Source organism: Nocardia sp. NPDC059236, assembly GCF_042754085.1.
Taxonomy (GTDB): domain Bacteria; phylum Actinomycetota; class Actinomycetes; order Mycobacteriales; family Mycobacteriaceae; genus Nocardia.
On sequence record NZ_JBHZAF010000007.1, the window covers coordinates 225,232 to 245,147 of the forward strand.

Annotated in this window: 19 protein-coding genes; 9 read left to right on the forward strand and 10 right to left on the reverse strand. The window is 68.5% G+C overall.

Features of this window, described 5'->3' with window-relative positions:
* Nucleotides 1–43 precede the first annotated feature (43 nt).
* Complete coding sequence (locus ACFXIV_RS20385) at nt 44–631, reverse strand: DUF1003 domain-containing protein (protein WP_379394003.1); 588 nt, start codon at nt 629–631, stop codon at nt 44–46.
* Nucleotides 628–1,953 carry a magnesium transporter MgtE N-terminal domain-containing protein gene (locus ACFXIV_RS20390; RefSeq protein ID WP_379394005.1) on the reverse strand — a complete coding sequence of 442 codons (1,326 nt, stop codon included), beginning with the start codon at nt 1,951–1,953 and terminating at the stop codon, nt 628–630. The genes ACFXIV_RS20385 and ACFXIV_RS20390 overlap by 4 nt, the downstream gene beginning before the upstream one ends.
* A 61-nt stretch (nt 1,954–2,014) precedes the next feature.
* Here ACFXIV_RS20390 and ACFXIV_RS20395 point away from each other — a divergent pair, with 61 nt between their 5' ends.
* The 3 genes from ACFXIV_RS20395 to ACFXIV_RS20405 are packed head-to-tail and all read left to right on the forward strand — an operon-like array spanning nt 2,015 to nt 4,073.
* The gene (locus ACFXIV_RS20395) at nt 2,015–2,950 is read left to right on the forward strand and encodes an HpcH/HpaI aldolase/citrate lyase family protein (protein WP_379394007.1); all 936 of its coding nucleotides are present in this window, start codon (nt 2,015–2,017) and stop codon (nt 2,948–2,950) included.
* 51 nt (nt 2,951–3,001) lie between these two features.
* Entirely contained in the window at nt 3,002–3,493 is a 492-nt protein-coding gene (locus ACFXIV_RS20400; protein ID WP_379394009.1) for a general stress protein, read from the forward strand.
* A gap of 4 nt (nt 3,494–3,497) precedes the next feature.
* Nucleotides 3,498–4,073 (forward strand): suppressor of fused domain protein, encoded by a 576-nt coding sequence (locus ACFXIV_RS20405; RefSeq protein WP_379394011.1) that lies wholly within the window; start codon nt 3,498–3,500, stop codon nt 4,071–4,073.
* Nucleotides 4,074–4,090: 17 nt separating this feature from the next.
* Here ACFXIV_RS20405 and ACFXIV_RS20410 read toward each other — a convergent pair whose 3' ends face one another.
* On the reverse strand, nt 4,091–5,719 hold the full coding sequence (locus ACFXIV_RS20410) for an alpha/beta hydrolase (RefSeq protein WP_379394350.1): 1,629 nt from the start codon (nt 5,717–5,719) through the stop codon (nt 4,091–4,093).
* Between the two features lie 80 nt (nt 5,720–5,799).
* Nucleotides 5,800–6,870, reverse strand: a complete 1,071-nt coding sequence (corA, locus tag ACFXIV_RS20415) for a magnesium/cobalt transporter CorA (protein ID WP_379394352.1) — start codon at nt 6,868–6,870, stop codon at nt 5,800–5,802.
* A 71-nt stretch (nt 6,871–6,941) separates the two neighbouring features.
* Between corA and ACFXIV_RS20420 the strand changes: the two genes are divergently transcribed.
* From ACFXIV_RS20420 to ACFXIV_RS20430, 3 genes are all read left to right on the forward strand, one after another.
* The gene (locus ACFXIV_RS20420) at nt 6,942–7,796 is read left to right on the forward strand and encodes a PHP domain-containing protein (protein ID WP_379379828.1); all 855 of its coding nucleotides are present in this window, start codon (nt 6,942–6,944) and stop codon (nt 7,794–7,796) included.
* 314 nt (nt 7,797–8,110) lie between these two features.
* Nucleotides 8,111–9,667, forward strand: a complete 1,557-nt coding sequence (locus tag ACFXIV_RS20425; protein WP_379394013.1) for an FAD-binding protein — start codon at nt 8,111–8,113, stop codon at nt 9,665–9,667.
* Between the two features lie 517 nt (nt 9,668–10,184).
* The gene (locus ACFXIV_RS20430; RefSeq protein WP_379394015.1) at nt 10,185–11,402 is read left to right on the forward strand and encodes an NADP-dependent malic enzyme; all 1,218 of its coding nucleotides are present in this window, start codon (nt 10,185–10,187) and stop codon (nt 11,400–11,402) included.
* Between the two features lie 63 nt (nt 11,403–11,465).
* Here ACFXIV_RS20430 and ACFXIV_RS20435 read toward each other — a convergent pair whose 3' ends face one another.
* The gene (locus ACFXIV_RS20435) at nt 11,466–12,347 is read right to left on the reverse strand and encodes a sterol desaturase family protein (protein WP_379394017.1); all 882 of its coding nucleotides are present in this window, start codon (nt 12,345–12,347) and stop codon (nt 11,466–11,468) included.
* 140 nt (nt 12,348–12,487) lie between these two features.
* Here ACFXIV_RS20435 and ACFXIV_RS20440 point away from each other — a divergent pair, with 140 nt between their 5' ends.
* On the forward strand, nt 12,488–13,648 hold the full coding sequence (locus tag ACFXIV_RS20440) for a sensor histidine kinase (RefSeq protein ID WP_379394019.1): 1,161 nt from the start codon (nt 12,488–12,490) through the stop codon (nt 13,646–13,648).
* 34 nt (nt 13,649–13,682) lie between these two features.
* Nucleotides 13,683–14,342 carry a response regulator gene (locus ACFXIV_RS20445; RefSeq protein ID WP_379394021.1) on the forward strand — a complete coding sequence of 220 codons (660 nt, stop codon included), beginning with the start codon at nt 13,683–13,685 and terminating at the stop codon, nt 14,340–14,342.
* 63 nt (nt 14,343–14,405) lie between these two features.
* On the opposite strand, the gene ACFXIV_RS20450 is transcribed toward ACFXIV_RS20445, so the two are convergent.
* Together ACFXIV_RS20450 and ACFXIV_RS20455 are read right to left on the reverse strand one after the other, a co-directional pair.
* A complete protein-coding gene (locus tag ACFXIV_RS20450; protein WP_379394022.1) occupies nt 14,406–14,573 on the reverse strand; it encodes a hypothetical protein in 168 nt (55 codons plus the stop codon).
* Between the two features lie 171 nt (nt 14,574–14,744).
* A complete protein-coding gene (locus ACFXIV_RS20455) occupies nt 14,745–15,479 on the reverse strand; it encodes an alpha/beta hydrolase (protein WP_379394023.1) in 735 nt (244 codons plus the stop codon).
* A gap of 58 nt (nt 15,480–15,537) precedes the next feature.
* Here ACFXIV_RS20455 and ACFXIV_RS20460 point away from each other — a divergent pair, with 58 nt between their 5' ends.
* The gene (locus ACFXIV_RS20460; protein ID WP_379394025.1) at nt 15,538–16,245 is read left to right on the forward strand and encodes a DUF4265 domain-containing protein; all 708 of its coding nucleotides are present in this window, start codon (nt 15,538–15,540) and stop codon (nt 16,243–16,245) included.
* A gap of 138 nt (nt 16,246–16,383) precedes the next feature.
* Here ACFXIV_RS20460 and ACFXIV_RS20465 read toward each other — a convergent pair whose 3' ends face one another.
* The 3 genes from ACFXIV_RS20465 to ACFXIV_RS20475 form a co-directional block, all read right to left on the reverse strand.
* Nucleotides 16,384–17,169, reverse strand: coding sequence for a MerR family transcriptional regulator (locus ACFXIV_RS20465; protein ID WP_379394027.1), 786 nt, complete (start codon nt 17,167–17,169; stop codon nt 16,384–16,386).
* A 19-nt stretch (nt 17,170–17,188) separates the two neighbouring features.
* Complete coding sequence (locus ACFXIV_RS20470) at nt 17,189–17,983, reverse strand: CPBP family intramembrane glutamic endopeptidase (protein ID WP_379394029.1); 795 nt, start codon at nt 17,981–17,983, stop codon at nt 17,189–17,191.
* Nucleotides 17,984–18,143: 160 nt separating this feature from the next.
* A complete protein-coding gene (locus ACFXIV_RS20475; RefSeq protein WP_379394031.1) occupies nt 18,144–19,670 on the reverse strand; it encodes a serine hydrolase domain-containing protein in 1,527 nt (508 codons plus the stop codon).
* Between the last annotated feature and the right edge of the window lie 246 nt (nt 19,671–19,916).

Here is a 19,916-nt window from a genome sequence, read left to right on the forward strand (position 1 = left end):
CCAGGTTACCCATGAGTCAGCTGGATCGGAACGACTTCGGTGGTCAGTCGCCATCTTTTTGTGCCGAAATTGCGACCTCGTCAGGCTTCCGATCGGTACTCTTCTTTGTTTTCTTGACCTTCGTGATCTCGTCGCCGACTGTCAGTTTCTCCAACCTGACCAGTGACTCCTTGATGTCGTCCAGTTCCCGGCGCACGTAGTCGCGCGTGGCGACCTCGCCCACGGCCAGCCGCAGCGCGGCGAGCTCACGCGCCAGGAATTCGGTGTCGGCTTTCGTCTGGGCCGCTCGTGTCCGGTCCTCCTCGAGCGAGACCCGGTCGCGATTGTCCTGGCGGTTCTGCGCCAGCAGGATCAGCGGCGCGGCGTAGGCGGCCTGGGTGGAGAACGCCAGATTCAACAGGATGAACGGATACGGGTCCCACTGCAGCCGCAGCGCGAACACATTGAGCAGGATCCACACCACCACGATGACGGTCTGGATCACCAGGTAGCGGCCGGTGCCCAGGAATCGGGCCACCTTCTCGCTGGATCGGGCCATCGCCTCGGGATCCCAGTCCAGGCCGCGGAAGCGGCTCTCGAGCGGGGTCTCCAAACGCTGGCGGGCGCTGAGTTTTTCGAGCCGCTCGCTCATGCGCGGCCTCCCGTCCCCTCGATCACGGGCACGCCGTGTGCATCGTGTTGGTCTTCGTCCTGCTCGCGCCAGTCCTCGGGCAGCAGGTGGTCGAGCACGTCATCAACGGTGACGGCTCCCAAGAGATGATTCTCCGCATCGACCACGGGTCCGCACACCAGGTTGTAGGTGGCGAAATATCGGGTCACGGCGGTGAGCGGGGCATCGGGCCGCAGCTGCACCAGATCGGTGTCGACGATGCCGCCGACCAGGTTGGCGGGTGGTTCCCGCAGCAGCTGCTGGAAGTGCACGCAACCCAGGTAGCGGCCGGTCGGGGTGGCCGTGGGTGGACGCACCACGAAGGCCATCGAGGCCAGGGCCGGGGTCAGCTCGGGATCGCGGATGCGGGCCAGCGCCTCGGCGACCGTGGTGGAGGCGGTGATGACGATCGCGTCGGGCGTCATCAGACCACCCGCGGTGTAGGGCGCGTGCTCGAGCAGACGGCGCACCGGTTCGGAGTCCTCCGGATCCATCAGCGCCAGCAGCGATTCCGCTTCGCCTTCGGGCAGTTCGCCCAGCAGGTCGGCGGCGTCGTCGGGGTCCATGGCCTCGAGCAGGTCGGCGGCGCGTTCCACACCGAGCTGTTCGAGCAACTCCACCTGGTCGTTCTCGGGCAGTTCCTGGACCACGTCGGCGAGACGTTCGTCGTCGAAGGCGGAGGCGACCTCGATGCGGCGCTTCTGCGGCAGTTCGCGCAGCATGTGCGCGACATCGGCCGGGCGCATGCCCTCGAATTGCGTGAGCAGCTGGGTGACGTCCTGGCCCGGCATGTTGAGCTCGGTCTGGGTGAGCCCGCGCACCTGCGCCCAGTCGACCACGCGCACCGCACCGCGCCGCCCGAAGCCGACGCCCAGACGGCGGCGTTCGCGCACGGCCACCCGGGAGACCACCCAGTCACGGGTACGGCCCTGCTCGATGCCCAGGTCGACCACCACCACGTCCGCGCCGGACAGGTGCGGCAACTCCGGATCCGCGACGCGGACGGTGGAGTCGAGAATCTGCGCGATGGCCAGCAGCTCGCCGGGCCGCTGCTCGAAGCGGCGCACGCTGATGGTGCCCGTGGTGAGGGTGATCGCGCCGGGGTCGATGGTCTGCACCCGCAGCATGGGCACGAAAATCCGCTTCCGGGTGGGCAATTCGACGAGAACGCCCAGGACTCGGGGTTGCTGGCGGTCATAACGTATCGAGATCACGATGTCCCGGAGGCGGCCGATAGACTCGCCGTCCGGTCCCAGTACCACCAAGCCCGCCAACCGGGCGGCGAAAACCTTCGTCGCTGCCATGTTTGGTAAGGCTAGTGGGTCAAACGCGTCCTAATTGTCGCGCCACGTGAAGGAGTGAGCCATGACATCGCGCCGATCGGTGCTCGCCGTCCCCGGCAGCAACCCGCGCATGATCGAGAAGGCCAAGGGACTGCTCGCCGACGAGGTGTTCCTGGATCTCGAGGACGCGGTCGCGCCGGCGGCGAAGGAGGCCGCGCGGGCGAACATCGTGGCGGCCCTCAACTCCGGCGGCTGGGGCGCCCAGATCCGCGTTGTGCGGGTCAACGATTGGACCACCGAGCACACCTATGCCGACGTCATCACGGTGGTGGAGGGCGCGGGCTCGGAGCTGGACGCCATCCTGCTGCCGAAGGTCACCGATGCCGGGCAGGTGCAGGCCCTGGACCTGCTGCTGACCCAGCTGGAGAAGGCCAACGGACTGCCGGTCGGGCGGATCGGGATCGAACCGCAGATCGAGAACGCGCTCGGGCTGCGCAATATCGACGCGATCGCCACCGCGAGCCCGCGGGTGCAGACCCTGGTGTTCGGACCCGCCGACTTCATGGCCTCGATCAATATGCGCACCCTGGTGGTGGGCGAGCAGCCCGAGGGCTACGAGCCGGGTGACGCCTATCACCACATCTATATGACGATCCTGCTGGCGGCCCGCGCCCACGGCCTGCAGGCCATCGACGGCCCCTACCTGGCGGTCCGCGATATCGACGGCTTCCGCCGCAACGCATCCCGCACGGCCGCACTGGGTTTCGACGGCAAGTGGGTGCTGCACCCGGATCAGATCACCGCCTGCAACGAGATCTTCAGCCCGCGCCAGGCCGACTACGACCGGGCCGAGGAGATCCTCGACGCCTACGCGTTCCACACCTCGACCGAGGGCGGCGCGCGGGGCGCGGTGATGCTCGGTGACGAGATGATCGACGAGGCCAGCGCGAAGATGGCTCAGGTGATCGCTGATAAGGGCAGGGCGGCCGGAATGGCGCGAACCACGCCTGCCCTTTGAATCGGGCACGGCGAATCGGTGTCCGTCGACGCGAAATAGCATGATGGAGTCATGACGAATCCCATGGGGAATCCGAGCCGGGGCCGTCCCGGCCTGCCGACGCCACCGTCGGGCTGGCCGGTCGGCTCCTACCCGACCTATGCCGAGGCGCAGCGGGCGGTCGACTACCTGGCCGACAACCAGTTCCCGGTGGAGGGCGTGACCATCGTCGGCGTCGACCTCATGCAGGTCGAGCGCGTGCTGTACCGGCTGACCTGGGGCAAGGTCATTGGCGGCGGCATGGTTTCGGGTGCCTGGCTGGGCCTTTTCCTGGGTCTGCTGCTGAGCATGTTCACCTCCGGCGGGCCCATCGGCCCGCTGGTGGTGGGCCTGGTCGGCGGCATCATCTTCGGCCTCATCTCCGCGTCCATCCCGTACGCGGCCACCCGGGGCCAGCGCGACTTCGCCTCCACCATGCAGCTGGTGGCCGGCCGCTACGACGTGCTGTGCGACCCGAAGACCGCCGAGCAGGCGCGCGACATGCTCGCCAGGCTGGCGATCTAGATCCATGGAGGTACTGGATCAGGTCCGGGCCGCGGTGCTCGGTCATTTCGAGGTGGAGTCCGCGGACGCGGCGTCGGTGACGTTCCTGGGTTTGGAGCCCATCGACATCCTGCGCATCCCGGACGGCGAGTTCGTGCACTACGCCACGCTGGGCGGCTCCCGGCATCCGATGACGGATCCGGCCGCGGCGCTGGCCGATCCGGTGCGCGGGCCGCGCGCGGAACTGGTGCTGACGCTGCGCGGCGGTGCGGGCGCGGGTTCGGGGCTGACCCGGACGCTGGGCGTGCTGGTGGCGGCACCCGCGGTGGAAGGTGTTGTGCTGCAGGCAGATGCGCTGCTCGATCTGGGAGAACCGTTGTGGACCAACGCGCCGTTCACCGCGGTGCTGCTGGGTGCGAGCGACATCCCGGAGGTGGAGCTGCCGGAACCCGCTGAGCCCGTGCGGTTCCTGACGGTCGCGCCGATCACCGCGACGGAGGCGGCGTGGGTGCGGATTCGCGGCGCGGCGGCGTTGCGCGACGCCTGGGCCGAGGCGGGAATCGATGTGCGCGATCCCGCCCGGGCCGCAGCGTCGCTCTGATCGACCGCTGCGTCGCTCTAATCGAACGGGTTGCCGTCGATCGGACAGGTCGCGCCGGCGGCCGGAAGCGTTCCCGCGATGAGATAGTCGCGTTTCGCGGTCTCGGAGCAGGTGCTGTGCACGTACATGCTGCTGTGCCCGGCTCCCTCCACCACCAATAGGCGCGCGTCCGACAGTTCCGCCGCGCCGGCGGCGGCTCCGGCCAGCGGTGTCGCGGGATCATTGCGACTGTTGATCACCAGGATCGGGGCGGTCGGCCGATTCCACGGTCCGGAGTAGGGGTGCACGGCGGTCTGCGGCCAGTAGGCGCAGGTCAGTGCGTCCAGGACGCCGAGCCGGCCGAAGACGGGCACCCGCTGGTCCTCGCTGATCGCGAGGGCGCTGTAGCGCCGCTCGTCGCGCGGCACCCGGCTGTCGGCGCACTGGACGCCGTGGAAGGCCTCGGTGTAGTTGTCGTCGTAGGTGTTGGCGCCGGTGCCGCCCAGGCCCTGCGAGCTGCCCGTGCCGATGTCGGCCACCTGCCGCACCAGGGCCGCGGTCTCGGCGAGCACATCGGTCGGCTGATACGGGGTGTTGCGCAGGTCGTAGAGAAGTTGCAGGGTGGCGGCGACCTGCGGCCAGCCGGCCGGATTGGACAGCTGGCCCGCCGCGGCCACCACGGTGCCGTAGTCGTAGCGTTTGCCGTCCCACGAGATCGGTTCGCGCCGTATCCGTTCCAGGATCCGTTGCCATTTGTCCCGCGGATCTCCCTGGGAGAAGGCGCATTCGGGCCCGGCCGCCACGCAGGCGTCGAGCATGGCGTCGAATGCGCCCGCGATTCCGGTGGCCACGTCCTGACGGGTGTCGATGGGCTGGTCGGCGGCGGCGTCGTCGAGACCGAGGGCGTTGCCGCGGAAGTCCATCGAGCCGTCCAGCGCGAGGGCGCGGACCCGGCCCGGAAACATGTTGGCGTACAACGCGCCGAGGTAGGTGCCGTACGAAATGCCGTGGTACGTCAGCTTGTCGTCGCCGACGGCCCGGCGCAGCAGATCCAGATCCCGCGCGGTGTTCTCGGTCGACAGGTGCGGCAGCAGGTCGGCGGCACGCTGTCCGCAGTTGTCCGCCAGCGTCCTCGCAGCCGCGAAGAACGGCGGCTCCGTGTCGGGCGTGCCCGGCATCGGGGGATAGGTGGCGAAGAACAGCTGCTGCGCGGTCGCATCCGGAAAACAGTGCACCGGTGCGCTGTTCGCGGCGCCGCGGGTATCCCAGGACACCAGATCGAAGCGGGCGCGCAGCTCGTCGGAGAACAGCCACGACCAGTGCGCCCGTTCCCGCAGCCGCTGCACCCCGGACCGGCCGGGGCCGCCGAAGTTGACGAAGAGCGTGCCGATCCGCCGGGCCGGGTCGGCGGCGGGGAGTTTGATCACGGCCAGGTCTATAGATCGGGCCTCGGGATGCGCGTAGTCGAGTGGCACTCGCGCTGTCGCACAGGAGAATCCGGAATCGCAGTCGGTCCACTGCAGGGTGGGTGCCGGTGCGGCATCGGCGAGGGCGTCGACGTAGGAGTCGGTCGCCGGACCGGCCGCGGCGGGCACCGGCACCGCCAGGAGGAGCCCGAATATTGCTGTCCACCAAGCCATCCGGCCGCGGACCGGTGAAGTCCTCATCACGAACACAGCCGAATTCATAGCAACCCCGCGGCGGGCGCGTCGAGGCGCCCGGCAAAGCCGCTGGTGGCGTTCGGTGCTCAAAGCCAGTTGTTGCGATGGAAATTCGCGTACAGCAGGGCGCACAGGGCGATCATCGTCACGATCACGATGGGGTAGCCGTAGGTCCACGAGAGTTCCGGCATGTGTTCGAAATTCATGCCGTAGACGCCCGCGATCATGGTCGGCACGGCGGCCATGGCGGCGTAGGCGGAGATCTTGCGCATATCGGTGTTCTGCTGCACGCTCACCTTGGCCAGCGCGGCATTGATGAGGGCGCTGAGGGATTCGTTGAAATCGATGATCTGCTCGGTGACCGCGGTGTGGTGGTCGGTCACGTCGCGCAGGTAGCGGCGGATCTCCTTGGGCAGCGGCAGGGTGGTGTCGTGGGTGAGCACCTGCAGCGGCAGCCCGAGCGGCTTGACGGCCCGGCGCAGTTCGACCACTTCACGTTTCAGCTGGTAGATGGCGTCGATCTGGAGCTTGTTCGCGGGGGTGAAGACGGCCTCCTCGATGGCGTCCACATCCTCCTCGATCGCCGCCGTGACCTCCACATAGGAGTCGACCACGCGGTCGGCCACCGCGTGCAGGACCGCGCCGGGCCCCAGCGCGAGCTGGCGCGGGTCGGCTTCGAGATCCTTGCGCACACCGCTCAATTCGGTGTGCTCACCGTGGCGGACGGTGATCACGAAATCGGGTCCCGCGAACACCATGATCTCGCCGGTGTCGACGATCTCGCTGACCGTGCTGAGCTCGTGCTCGACATAGCGCACCGTGCGCAGCACCAGGAACAGGATGTCGTCGTAGCGTTCGAGTTTGGGCCGCTGCTGCGCCTTGACCGCGTCCTCGACGGCGAGTTCGTGCAGGCCGAAGGTCTGCGCGATATCGGCCATGAGTTCCTTGCCGGGTTCGAGCAGTCCGAGCCAGACGAATCCTTCGTGGCGTTCGCGCACTTCGGCCAGCGCGTTCTTGTAGGAGCTGTGCTCGAACAGCCGCACCCCCTCGACGTAGACCGCGCAGTCGACGATCCGGCCGTGATGGACGGGCATCTTGGCGGGGTCTCGCGGCTCGCCGGACCGCCCGGGCCAGTGGAAGGACGGCAGCGGCGGTATCGAGGACACATCAAGGATGCTAATCGTCCCGCCCCCTGGCGATGGTTCGGGCCGCAGGCAATATAGGGGGCGTGCGCATCGATCTCCACACCCATTCCAACGCGTCCGACGGCACGGACACCCCGGCCGAACTGATCGCGAACGCCGCCGCTGCCGGTCTCGACGTCGTGGCCCTGACCGACCACGACACCACCTCCGGCTGGGCCGAGGCCGCCGCCGCGCTCCCTCCGGGCCTGACGCTGGTGCGCGGCATGGAGATGTCGTGTGTCGGGCTGGGGGAGGACGGCTATCCGGTGCCGGTGCACCTGCTTGCCTACCTGTTCGACCCCGAGGACGAGTCCTTCGCGCAGGAGCGGGAGCGGTTGCGCGCCGAGCGGGTGGTGCGGCTGCGGGCCATGGCCGAGCAGATGGCCGCCGACGGCCTGCCCATCGATCCGGACGCGGTCATGGCCTCCGTGGGCCCGTCGGCGGGTCGCCCGCATCTGGCCCGGGCGCTGGTGCAGGCCGGGGTGGTGCCGACCGTGGACGCCGCGTTCCAGGATCTGCTGGCCCCGCACGGCCGCTACTACGTCGAGAAGGCCGACACGCCGCTGCGGCGGGCCGTCGAAATGGTGGCCTCGGCCGGCGGCGTGAGTGTCGTGGCGCACGCCCGGGCTCGCAAGCGCGGGCGGCTGCTGGCGCTGGATCACATTCGCGAGCTGACCGAGTTCGGGCTGGGCGGCCTGGAACTCGATCACCCCGACCACAGTGCGGAGGACCGCGAGGTGCTGCGCGGGCTGGCCGCCGAGCTGGGTTTGCTGACGACCGGATCCTCGGATTACCACGGCGCCAACAAGACCATTCGGCTCGGCGAATTCACCACCGACCCAACACAATTCGAGGAAATCGTGGGCAAAGCGAGTGGAGTCCCGGTGATCACCGCATGAGAGTGGTCCGGGGCCTGAGCGGAGTGGTCGCGGGGGGCACGCTGGTGCTGGCGGCCACGGTCGCCACCACCGCGATCATCGGTGCTCGGCGCGGTTTCCCGGGTCCCGGGTGGGCGGCTGTGACGTGGCATGTAACCGCGGCGGCAGCCGTGCTGGCCGCCCAAATTTATGCGGATAGACATCGGGGTTTTGCGGCTTTTTTCGGATGTTTGGTCGTTTTCGTGATAGCCGGATATCTGCTCTGGGCGCAGTGGTGGAATTGAAATACCCATAACGGTTGCGAGTGAGTGAACCGTCGTCGAACATTTGTCGTTATGACCGAATTCGACGCCGATGTGCTGGTGCTGGGAGGTGGCCCGGCCGGAGCCTGGGCCGCGCTGGCCGCTGCCGCTGCGGGCGCGCGGGTATTGGTCGCGGACAAGAGCCGTTGCGGCAGCAGCGGCCCCACGGCGCGGGGCGGGGTCACGCTGTGGAACATTCCGTCCGGTCCGGCCCGGGACGAGGCCGTGCGGCAGAACTTCGCGCACGGCGGCGGGCTGGGGGACCCGGAGTGGATGTACCGGGTGCTGGAGGAGACCCATCGGCGTGTCGGCCAGCTGGTGACCGGCGGCTTCCGGTTCCGGGGTGAACACGCCGAGCGCCCGGCGCGGGTCTATCTCGACGGCGCGAAGTATCTGGGGCGGCTGCGGCGCAGCATGGTGATCGCGGGGATCCGCATCCTCGACCACCATCCCGCACTCCAGCTCATCACCGACCGTGACGGCGTCGTGTCCGGCGCGGCGGGTGTGACGCAGGGCGGCGAGTTCCGTGGCTGGACCGTCCGGGCGCGCGCGGTGGTGCTGGCCACCGGCGGCTGTGCCTTCCTCTCCGGTGGCGCCGGCACCGATGTGGACACCGGTGACGGGCTGCTGATGGGGGCCGAGGCGGGGGCCGAGCTGTCCGGTATGGAGTTCTCCAACGCGTATTCGCTGACCCCGGTGGCCGATTCGCCGCTGCTGGGCGGCCGCCCGGTGGCCGCGGTGTTCGCCTCCGACCAGGTCATGCACTTCGCCACCCTCTACGACGAGTCGCGGGCGGTGCTGTGGGGGCAGGGATGCGGTTCGCGGGCACAGGCTTTCGCGGCCATCGCCGACGGGCGGCGGGTCTATGCCGCGCTGGACGAACTGCCCGAGGCGGTGCGCGCGGAGCTGCAGCGGCACGGGCCCAGCCTGACCGGTCAGGTGCCGCTGTGCGCGGTGCTGGAGGGCACGGTGCGCGGCACCGGCGGGTTGCGGCTGACCGGACCGGACTGCGCGACCACGGTTCCCGGCCTCTACGGCGCGGGCGACGTCACCACCCGGGAGCCCATCACCGGGGCGGTCAGCGGGTTCGGCGGCCAGAATGGCGCGTGGGCCATCTCCTCCGGCGTCTGGGCGGGCGCGGGCGCGGCCGATTTCGCCGTGGGCCGCCGCAAGCTCGGCAAGGCGCGCCCGGTGCCCGGCGCGGGCCTGGGCGACCGGGCGCGCCTCGATCCGCGCGCGGTGGTCGGCCTGGTCCAGGAGCACACGCTGCCGCTGCGGCGCAGCTACTGGCGCAGCGACGGCAGCCTGCGCGACAGCATCGGCGAACTGGACGGCATGTGGCCCGGCGTCGAATTGGCGCTCGGCGGAAAGGGACCCGATCGCCTGCCCGCCCGGCAGGCCGCCGCGCTGCTGGCCGTCGCCCGCTGGACCAAGTACTCCGCCCTGGCCCGCACCGAGACCCGCGGCATGCATCGCCGCACCGACCATCCGGGCGCCGGAAGCGACTGGCGCGTACGGTTGCTCTCCGGGGGTCTCGGCAGTGTCTGGGTCCGGCCGGACCTCACAGCGGCGGGTGTGACCCCCGCTTGACAGCTCACAGCCGCCGCCGCGACCGCGTTGTGACAGTTCTCCGAGTTCAGGTTCCGACCAGCGAGTTCCTGTTCATCTCGGCGTGATTCGACTGCCTTACCCTTCAACGATGGTGAGGCGACGCGACGGACCCGGGGGCGATTTGGCAGGCCGTCGCAGCGACTGGCAGAATGGGCCGATCCCGGCCGCAGCCACCGCCCGGCCCGGGACACTCGGTGATCACGAACCCCGACTCGCGGGTTCACACGAGGTCACCCCGGCTGTATCGCCCGGACACACCCCTCCGGTTCTCGCTCGACGATCTGCGCTGCCGCGACACACTTCTCGCAATGCCGTAATACTTTGTATGCGTCGCCACGATGAGGTGGCAAGGTTTCCACGAAGTGGCTCGGAAGTGGTGTCGACGTCGCTGAACGCGGCTGCGGCAAAAGATATATGAGCACCGAAACCACAAATTCCGCTATTACCGAACGGTAACCGTCAAACGGTTGAGTCCGAACCGATCAGGAGTGAAATCGTGTCACCCGTGACTGAAGCAGTGAATGCCACCGAGGCCCCCGCGTCCAATGGGGCGAACCTGTCCGACATCACCACGGAAGAAATTTTCGCCGGGCACCTTGGCGGCAAGCTCTCGGTCGAACTCACCGCTCCGCTCGACACCCAGCGCGATCTGTCCATCGCCTACACCCCGGGCGTGGCGCAGGTCTGCCGCGGCATTCACAAGGACGAGAGTCTGGCCAAGACCTACACCTGGGCCGAGCGCCTGGTCGTGGTCGTCTCCGACGGCACCGCCGTGCTGGGCCTGGGCGACATCGGCCCGCGCGCCTCGCTGCCGGTGATGGAGGGCAAGGCGGCGCTGTTCAAGAAGTTCGCCGGTCTGGACTCGATCCCGATCGTGCTGGACACCAAGGACGTCGACGAGATCGTCGAGACCCTGATCCGCCTGCGTCCGAGCTTCGGCGCGGTCAACCTGGAGGACATCTCCGCGCCGCGCTGCTTCGAGATCGAGAAGCGCGTCGTCGAGGCCCTCGACTGCCCGGTCATGCACGACGACCAGCACGGCACCGCCATCGTGGTGCTGGCCGCCCTCAAGGGTGCGGCCGCGGTGCAGGGCCGCGACATGTCCGGCCTGAAGGTCGTGGTGTCCGGCGCCGGCGCGGCCGGTGTGGCGTGCACCGACATCCTGCTGGCCGCCGGGGTTTCCGACATCGTCGTGCTCGACTCCAAGGGCATCGTGAGCCGGGACCGCGGCGACCTCAACAGCGTGAAGGCCGAACTGGCGCAGCGCACCAACCCGCGCGGCCTCACCGGCGGCGCGGCCGAGGCGCTGGCGGGCGCGGACGTGTTCCTGGGCCTGTCGGCGGGCACCATCGCCGAGGAGCTCATCGCGTCGATGGCTCCCGAGTCCATCGTGTTCGCCATGTCGAACCCGGACCCGGAGATCCACCCCGAGGTGGCCAAGAAGTACGCCGCCATCGTGGCCACCGGCCGCAGCGACTTCCCGAACCAGATCAACAATGTGCTGGCGTTCCCGGGCGTCTTCAAGGGCGCGCTGGACGCCGGTGCGCGCCGCATCACCGAGGGCATGAAGGTGGCCGCGGCCGAGGCGATCTTCAACGTGGTGGCCGGTGAGCTGTCCGTGGACAAGATCATCCCGAGCCCGCTGGACCCGCGGGTCGCCCCGGCCGTCGCCGAGGCCGTCGGCAACGCGGCTCGCACGGAGGGTGTGGCGTAGCCACTCGCCGAGCAACGAAAGGGGCGCTTCGTCGTAAGACGAAGCGCCCCTTTTCTTATTGGACTAGACCGTGGCCGAGACCTTTTCGAGGTCGGAGGTGACGGCATTCTCGTGCCAGCCGGGCGGGCCGAAGATATATCCGAGACGGCCGCGCCAGGTTCGGGCAGTCCGGACATCACGGACCAGATCGACGAGTTCGGTGTAATTGACCTTGATCGGATTGTCGGTTTCGATGTCCTTGGTCAACCCGTAGCGAATCGGTTCGGTTTCCGCGGCGAAGCTGCCGAACAGGCGATCCCAGATGATCAGGATGCCACCGTAATTGGTGTCCAGATATGGCTGGTTGGAGCCGTGGTGCACGCGGTGGTGGGCCGGGGTGTTGAACACGAATTCGAGGGGCCGCCACAGGGTTTTCACGCGCTGGGTGTGGATCGGGAACTGGTAGAGCAGCCCCAGCGACTGCAGGGCGAACACCATCCACGCCGGGAAGCCCAGCAGTGCCGCGGGCACCCAGCACAGGCCGCGCACGATATTGGCGGCCGGATGCGCCCAGGGCAGCCGGATGGCGGTGGAGAAGTTGAAGAACCGGCTGGAGTGGTGGACGCTGTGCGAGGTCCACAGCAGCCGCACCCGGTGGTCGGCGCGGTGCGCCCAGTAGTAGCAGAAATCGGTGACGATCAGGCCCAGCACCCACACCCACCAGTGCGCCGGTGACAGGTGCAACGGGGTGAAGTGCGCGGCCAGCACCACGCCGGAGAACGGAATCACCTGCGCCAGAATCGGTTTGGCAATGCGGCCGAGCACGAAGGTGGCGATGTTGGAGGTGGTGTCGCGGCGGTCGATGCCATTGGCCGGGCGGTCCGGGTCGCGCCGGTTGTCGATCCATTCGATCAACATGAGCAGCGCGAACGCCGGCAGGGCGTAGATGAACAGATCGGCATTCACGGGCGTGCTCCTCGGCGGGGCGGTCGGGCTGCTGGCATGTGCTCGACGCTAGTTCGGCGGCGCGCGCGGATCGTCGCGCCGACGGGGGATTCCGCGTCCCCCACACGGGGGACGGCCGGTCCCCGGGGTACCGTGCGGCCATGGATGTGACCAGGTCGCTGGCCCGGCAGTCGCTGCTGGTGGCCGCCGTCGCGGCGGCGCTGGACGGCGCCCAGATGGTGATGTGCGGGGCCTTCGGCGCCGCGCCCGCGCTGGCCGCGATCCTGACACTGGCCACGGTGGCCGCGGATCTGGCGCTGGCCGCGCCCGCCTCGACGGCGGCCGCGGTGGCGGTGGCGCAGGTGGTGGTGAAGGTGGCGGTGGCGCTGTTCGCCCACCACTACGGCATCACCGCACGGGTTTTCGATGTCGGCTTCCTGGTCGCGGGGTATCAGGCGGGTGCGTGGCTGAGCGGGATCAGCTCGGTGCTGACCGTGCTGCTGCTGGCCGGCGGCTCGCTGACGGTGAACCTGGTGGCGGCCATCGCGGGCGCCAACAATCCGATCCGGCTGGCGATCTTCGCGCTGGGCGCGGGCGTGGTGCCCTGGCTGGTGGGCCGGTACACCGCGGCGCGCGGGGCCTATATCGCGGAGCTGGAGCAGCGGGAGAGCCTGCGGCAGCAGGAGCAGCGGGCGGCGCTGGACCGGGCGCTGGCCGATGAGCGCGAGGCCATCGCCCGGGATCTGCACGACGTCATCTCGCATCATGTGAGCGCCATCGGGATTCATGCCGGGGTGGCGCGAATGGCGCTGTCCCGCACCGATACCGAGGCGGCGGCGCGGTCGGTGTCCGCGGTGGAGTCGAGCAGCCGCGCCGCCATGGTGGATCTGCGCCGGCAGCTGGACCTGCTGCACGGCCGCGACGACGAGGGCGAGCGGCAGCCCGGCCTGGCCGATATCGAGGACCTGGTGCAGCGGGTACGGGACGCCGGATTGACTGTGCACGTGACGGTTTCGGGTGAGCCGCCGGTGCTGCCGGAGTCGCTGGACGTCATGCTCTACCGGGTGGTCCAGGAGCTGCTGACCAATGCGCTGCGGCACGGGCGTGATGCGGCCGCGCTGGAGATCGGTTATCTCCCGGGCGCGGTGGAGTTGCGCGAGACGAATCCCATTGCGGCCCTGGAGAGCACCACCGGGGTACCGCGCGGCCTGGACGGGATCCGCCGCCGGGTCGAACTGTTCGACGGCACCGTCGCCTACGGCGCCGACCCGTCCGGAACCCGTTGGGTCATCCGGGTTTCCGTGCCCGTTGGGACCGCATGATGCCCATGGGGACCGCACAGCCGATCGGAGCCGTATGAGCATCACCATCCTGATCGCCGACGACCACACCGTGTTCCGTTCCGGTCTGCGCGCGGTGGTGGACGCGCACCCTGATCTGGAGTGCGTGGCCGAGGTGGGTGACGGCCGCGCCGCCATCGAGGCGGCCGCCCGCACCCATCCGGACGTGGCGATCCTGGATGTGCGCATGCCGAAGCTGGACGGGCTCGCCGCCACCGCCGCCATCGTGGCGGCGGGCGGCACCCGGGTGCTGGTGCTCACCACCTACGACAGTGAGGCCAACCTGCACCGCGCGCTGTCGGCCGGGGCCAGTGGCTTCTTGCTGAAAAGCCTTCCGCCCGAAGAACTCGTGGCCGCCATCCGGGTGGCCGTGCGCGGCGACGCCGTCATCGATCCATCCATGACGCGCCGCCTGGCCACCCGCCTGGTGACCGGCATCGCCCCGCCGGTCGAGCCACCGGAGCTGGCACAACTCACGGCCCGCGAACGTGAGGTACTCCTACTGGTGGCAGATGCCCGCAGCAACAGCGAGATCGCCGCCGCCCTGGGCGTCGGCGAGGAAACCGTCAAAACCCACGTCTCCCGAGTCCTCGCCAAACTCGGTGTGCGCGACCGCATCCACGCCGTCGTCTACGCCCACCAGCACGGCCTCGTACACCCCAACCGTCCCCACTGACGACATCGCGGCGCTCCGCCGGTTGATCGTCCGAGCGGTCGTGCTTGGCCGGGTCGGAGTGGGTCACCTCAGCTTGCGACGAATGACGCGGTTCTCGAACATGATTCCGCCGATCAGCATTGCAAAGAGCACCGTGAAGCCGAGCCACATTGCTGTTGCCTGACCGATGGCACCCGCCGCCAGGATCGCCGCGAACGAGACGAGTAGCCGCCACGCTCGAACCAGAAACACAACCCGCCCCCATGTTTACGATGATCTTGCCAGCCCGATCCTAGACATGTTCTGGCACAAGGCAACTCGCATCTGCCGGCCACCGCCATCGAGGAGGGCCGGGAGCTGTCCTCGATGGCGGTGGCCTGGCCGACAGCTCCTATCGTCTGCTGCCGGCCCGACGGGCCGGCCTCACTTCAGGTGCCGGGCGAAGAACCGGCTCCCTTCATCTGCCTCGGACGCCGGGACGCCGGTATGCCCGCCCATATTGGCGTGCAGCGCCTTCTCCTTGGAGCCGAAGGCGTCGAACAGGTCCAAGGCCAGCTGCCGGTCGTTTCCCTCGTCGTCCCACTGCAACAGGACCTGCAGCGGAATGGTGACCTGCCGGGCCTCGGCGAACATGCTGCGGGGCACGAAACTCCCGGCGAACAGGCGGGCGGCGCAGATGCGCGGCTCGACCACCGCCAGCCGGAGGCCGAGGGCGATCACCCCTCCCGAGTACCCGACCGGGCCGCCGATCTCGGGCAACGCCAGGAGGGCGTCCAGGGTGGCTCGCCACTCGGGAACTGCCTGTTCGACCAGCGGGAGAACGAGACGTTCGACGATTTCGTCGGTGACCGGTTCGCCGGCCTTCAACGCCCGGTGCAGGTCGGCGCGAGCCTGATCGGTGACGGCGGAACGGGGCCGGTCACCGCTGCCGGGGAGTTCGATCGTGGCCGCGGCGAAGCCTTCCGCCACGGCGTGCCGGGCGCGGGCCACCAGTCGGGGGTACGTCTTCTGCAGTCCACCGGGGTGGCCGAGCAGGATCAGCGGGGCCGGTGTGGATGCGGATCCGGGCGTCCACAGGATGCCGTGGATCTCGTCGAGAGTGAATTCACGCTCGAAGACGCTGTCGTCGTAGAGGCGCTGTTCGGAATTGAATTGCACGGTCGTGCCTTTCGGGAGGGCTCTTGAACGGCGCTCCCGGACGACCTATCGCCCGACCGTGACCCCGGAGGGGAGCACCCATGTCGATACTGCGTTCACGGGTACCACCTCCTCGTTCTCTGGCACGGCCTTCAGGAAAGTAGCAGTGGTCGCCGTGGTCTGCCAACTGGTTTTCGCGGAGGATCGGTGGCCGGATGCCACGGAGCGAGATCAAGGCTCTGGTACCGCACGTTTCGGGGCTGCCTGGGTGTCGCGGGAGTGTGATGACAGAATCCACGCCGTGTCAGATGATCGGAGTGCCCGCGGCCATACGCACGTCCGGGTGCTTGCTGGGGCAGGCGCTGCCGGGGAACCTGTCTACGAGGTACTTCCCGCAAAGCTTCTGGAGCACAACGACTATGAGATTCTCGGCAGTCCCGGCCTGACCTACGATTTCGCCGCCGGAGACCATCTTCGCGTCTTCGACGACGGCGGTTTCGAGGTACTGCGCCGTGGGGGAAACCTCTGCCTGAGGGCCTACCCGACGGGTATGCCGCCCTCCGATGTCGGGATCACCACTCTCACTGCGGGATTCGAGCGGCTCGGCGGAGTGGTCGAGATGCCGCCCGACCGACGATTCATCGTGATCACAGTTCCGGTCGCGGTCGGTTTTCCTGCGATAGAGGATGTAATCGAGGGATGGGCGACCGAGCACGGCTGTGCATGGGGGTACGGCAACGTCTACGACGAAGACGACAACCCTCTCGGCTGGTGGATCAACACCTGAGCCGCTCCGATGTACGGGCATTCGGCAGTTGCGGTGTGCCGCAACCGAATCAGCGCCGTGGGACAAACCGTGCGACCTCGGTTCGAGCGACCGTCAGCGGTCCCGGCTGGTCGTCGAGCCGAGGATCGGAATGTGGCATCAATGAGTGTTCGGTCTGGGGATACGGACGCCAGCGGCGCGGAGCCTGTTCTCGAAAACCGCGGCTGCCCGCACCGTGGCGGAGGTCTGCGCTTCACCGTGCTGAGCGATCATCGTGTACCGGGTTGCGGTATCCGTGGGGGCTTGCAGGGCGGTCACGACTTTCAGGTGTTCGGGATTGGCGAGGAAGTGGTCGGCCATGTCGGTGGCGAGCTCGGCGCCGCGCGGGTCGTCCGGTTCCCAGGTCGTGGACTCGGCGGCGCGCTTGATCAAGGCGACGTAGCCGGGGTCGTCGAGGGCGTGGTCGAGATGAATGAGATAGTCGTCGAAGCCTTCCGGGACAAGGGCTTTGGCCAGCACCCAACCTTCCCGGGCAGTCGCGACCCCGTCTGCGGGGAACCCGAGACCGGTCATCCGCTCCAGGAGCGCTACAGCGTAGTCGCCCAGCAGCGCCCGGTCCCCGTCGGCGAGCCGGTGCAGCGTGTCACGGCGCGCGATCATTTCCTCGATCCGTTCGGTGAGCCCGCGTTCGACGTCGGCGAGCGCGGCGGCGAACCGGTCGGCGTCGGCGTCGAGCAGAGGCCCGATCTCGGCCAGCGGTACCCCGGCGGCGGCCAGCGTCCGTACTTGTACCAGCCGCAGCAGATCGTCCGATCCGTACCGCCGGTAGCCGGAGCTGTCGCGGTCGGGCTCGGCGACCAGGCCGAGCTTGTGATAGTGCCGCACGGTCTTGATCGTGACGCCGACGAAGGCCGCCGCCTGCCCGATCGTGACTCCGTTCCTCATGGGATCAGCCTGCCCTGCGTCAAATCAGGCCCAGCGCAAGGGCCGCGGTACCGAGCGTCGCCACGATCGAGGTCACGCCGACGTGCATCCCGATCGAGAGCCGAATGTCCCTGTACCGCCAGGCGAACCAGTACCCCGGGAAGGTGAAGATCACCCGAGAGACGAACACCCACGGCGACCACAGGTGGTACAGCGCGAACAGCACGGTACTGACCACCGGCGCCCAGGCGCGCAGGTGGGCGATGCGGGGCAGCAGGAAACCACGGAAGTACAGCTCCTCGATGAGCGGCAGCGAGATCCCGGTCAGCGGCAGGCAGATCACCGTCGTGGTGAGCAGAACCGAGTGCGAGTATCCGTGGAGATCGAGGTAGGTGTTGTTACCGCTGCCCCCGGTGTTCGCGTACGGGAGCCAGGTGAAGAAGTGCTTGAAGAAGTTGTTCAACGGCGCCAGCGCGACCCCGAGCACCATCATCCACCCGATGAGTGCGGTGACCATCGCGATGAGCTTGCCGCGCGGAACCGGCTTGTCGGTGTAGTGCAGCACGCCGTGTAGCGCGAAGCGGCCGTTGCGCTTGTGGCCCAGCCACAGCAGCCCGGCTTGGATCGGTATCAGGATGAGGCACAGCGCGATTGCCCAGCCCAGGAAGGCCGGGCAACCGATGGCCTTGGCGAATGGTTCGCCGATGAGCAGGTAGGCGCCGACGATGAGGACGCCGGGGACAAGGTGCAACGCGACGGACAGTGGCAGGGAATGGCGGTCGTCGAGCAGCCGCTCGACTATCCGGGGCAATCGCGTGCCTTCGATGGTGTACATAACGAGAACTCCTCGAACAGTTCATGAATGGGTATGCGGGATGAGTTGGAAAGCGCACGAGGGGGGCCCGGCGGGCTCATTGAGCTCGCCGGGCCCCCTCGCGGTCCACCCGAGGCGCGACAGGAGCAGCCGCCCGCCGGGTCGTGCAGATCGCCGTCGCTCAGGCGCTCGGCTGAGCGGGATCGGCCCGGCCGCCGCAGAACACCTCGTTGACGAGGCGCTGCTGTGCCAGCTGGAACGGTGCCGCGATGGACATGGCGGAGTCGTCCACGCAGGTCAACGAGGCGGTCATGGTCTTGCTGCCGTCGGGCGTGGCATACATCAGTGTCGCGTAGCCCGCGTGGCCGCCGTTGTGGGTGATGAGGGTTCCGCCGCAGGGCGTCTCCTGCACGAACACGCCCAGGCCGTAACCCATGCCCGGAATGCCCGTCGGGAACGGCGTGCGCATCTCCGAAAGCAGCTCGGCAGGAAGGAGTTTCCCGCTGTTGAGAGCGGAGATGAAGGTGGCCAGGTCCCGGGTGGTCGAGATCATGTCACCGCCGCTGGGGTTCCAGGACGGGTCGTGGCGGGTGATGTCGACCGTCTTCTCCCGGCCTTCCTCCTCGTACCGGTAGTAGGCGTGGGCGTGCGGCTCTGGGACCTCGGGGCTGTCGGGCACCACGGTGCCCGACAGCGCGAGCGGCTCCAGGATCAGCCGCCGCATCTCCTCGGCGAACGAGCGGCCGGCGACCTTCTCGATCAGCAGCCGGACCAGCGCGTAATTCGTATTGGAGTAGCTCCAGCCGGTGCCCGGCTCGAAACGCGGCGGCTTGGACAACGACAGCTCCACCAATTCCTGCGGCCGATAGGTGTGGAACCGGTCGTCCACCCACTGCTTCCCCCAGGGCGTGCCGGGCGCGGGGATCCCCGCCACGATCGTCCCATCCGCGTAGAGCTCGCCGGTGAAGTTGAAGATCCCGCTGGTGTGCTGCAACAGCATTCGCACCGTGATCCGCTGGTCCAGCGCGAACTCGGGCAGATAGGCCACTGCCGGGGTGTCCAGCCCGATCTTGCCCTCGGCCACCAACCGCAGCGCCAGGGCCGCGGTGAAAGTCTTTGTGTTGCTTGCGATGCGGGCATGTCCATCGATCGGCGGCGTCGCGGCCCCGCCCAACTCGGCCACTCCGGCGCTACCGGCCCACTCGCCACGCTCGTCGCGTACGCGCACCGACACCCCGATGAAACCGGAATCGACGATCTCCTCGATCGCCTTCCGCAACTCCGGGCGATCCTGCCCGGCAGCGGCCACTGCGGCGGCGTCCAAGGCAGCGGTGATCTTGCGGGCCATCTCGACCGCGGTGGAACCGGCACTGGCCGAATGGATCTGAGCCGCTTCGACAGCCAGCAGGATGGTGCCGCGGAAGTTCTCGGACTCCGCCGGAGCCTGCTCGCCGAGCACCCGCATGGCCGCGGTCAGAGCGGGCAATACCCGGTCGGCGAGTTCGGCGACGGTCCTGCCCGTCAGTTCGATGTCCTTGGTCCTCGCCGCGAGCACGTGCCCGACCAGGCCGGTCGCCGACGTCAGGGCGATGACGGCATTCGCGGCGGCCTTGTGGGGCGCGCCGGTGGCAGCCGCCATCAGGGACACCGTGCCGTAGGCGGCGGTCCGCAGGGTGCTCTTGTCCTGGTCGGAAAGGATGATCGTCATGGTGGTCCGCTCCTCGAAGCTGTGGTGTCCCGTCGGCGTCGCGCCGCTGCGCCGAGCTTCCACCTTGACCTCGGGTCAACCTCAACTGCGATCTGGCTCACAGCAATCCATCCAATGCGGCATCGACCGCACACCGCAGTACTTCCGATTTCGGGCTTACCCGGCCGATTTTCGGACGGATCCCACCCGTGACGCGACGCACGAAACTCGGTATTCGGGTGCGTTCGGTAGGTGCGCGGCCGCCCG

Excerpts from the sequence above, each read along its gene's own strand:
- ACFXIV_RS20390 (WP_379394005.1), bottom strand. The coding sequence starts at position 1,953 with ATGGCAGCGACGAAGGTTTTCGCCGCCCGGTTGGCGGGCTTGGTGGTA.
- ACFXIV_RS20425 (WP_379394013.1), top strand. The coding sequence starts at position 8,111 with ATGACCGAATTCGACGCCGATGTGCTGGTGCTGGGAGGTGGCCCGGCC.
- ACFXIV_RS20405 (WP_379394011.1), top strand. The coding sequence starts at position 3,498 with ATGGAGGTACTGGATCAGGTCCGGGCCGCGGTGCTCGGTCATTTCGAG.
- ACFXIV_RS20395 (WP_379394007.1), top strand. The coding sequence starts at position 2,015 with ATGACATCGCGCCGATCGGTGCTCGCCGTCCCCGGCAGCAACCCGCGC.
- ACFXIV_RS20410 (WP_379394350.1), bottom strand. The coding sequence starts at position 5,719 with ATGAGGACTTCACCGGTCCGCGGCCGGATGGCTTGGTGGACAGCAATA.
- ACFXIV_RS20470 (WP_379394029.1), bottom strand. The coding sequence starts at position 17,983 with ATGTACACCATCGAAGGCACGCGATTGCCCCGGATAGTCGAGCGGCTG.
- ACFXIV_RS20445 (WP_379394021.1), top strand. The coding sequence starts at position 13,683 with ATGAGCATCACCATCCTGATCGCCGACGACCACACCGTGTTCCGTTCC.
- ACFXIV_RS20385 (WP_379394003.1), bottom strand. The coding sequence starts at position 631 with ATGAGCGAGCGGCTCGAAAAACTCAGCGCCCGCCAGCGTTTGGAGACC.
- ACFXIV_RS20475 (WP_379394031.1), bottom strand. The coding sequence starts at position 19,670 with ATGACGATCATCCTTTCCGACCAGGACAAGAGCACCCTGCGGACCGCC.
- ACFXIV_RS20400 (WP_379394009.1), top strand. The coding sequence starts at position 3,002 with ATGACGAATCCCATGGGGAATCCGAGCCGGGGCCGTCCCGGCCTGCCG.
- ACFXIV_RS20440 (WP_379394019.1), top strand. The coding sequence starts at position 12,488 with ATGGATGTGACCAGGTCGCTGGCCCGGCAGTCGCTGCTGGTGGCCGCC.
- ACFXIV_RS20465 (WP_379394027.1), bottom strand. The coding sequence starts at position 17,169 with ATGAGGAACGGAGTCACGATCGGGCAGGCGGCGGCCTTCGTCGGCGTC.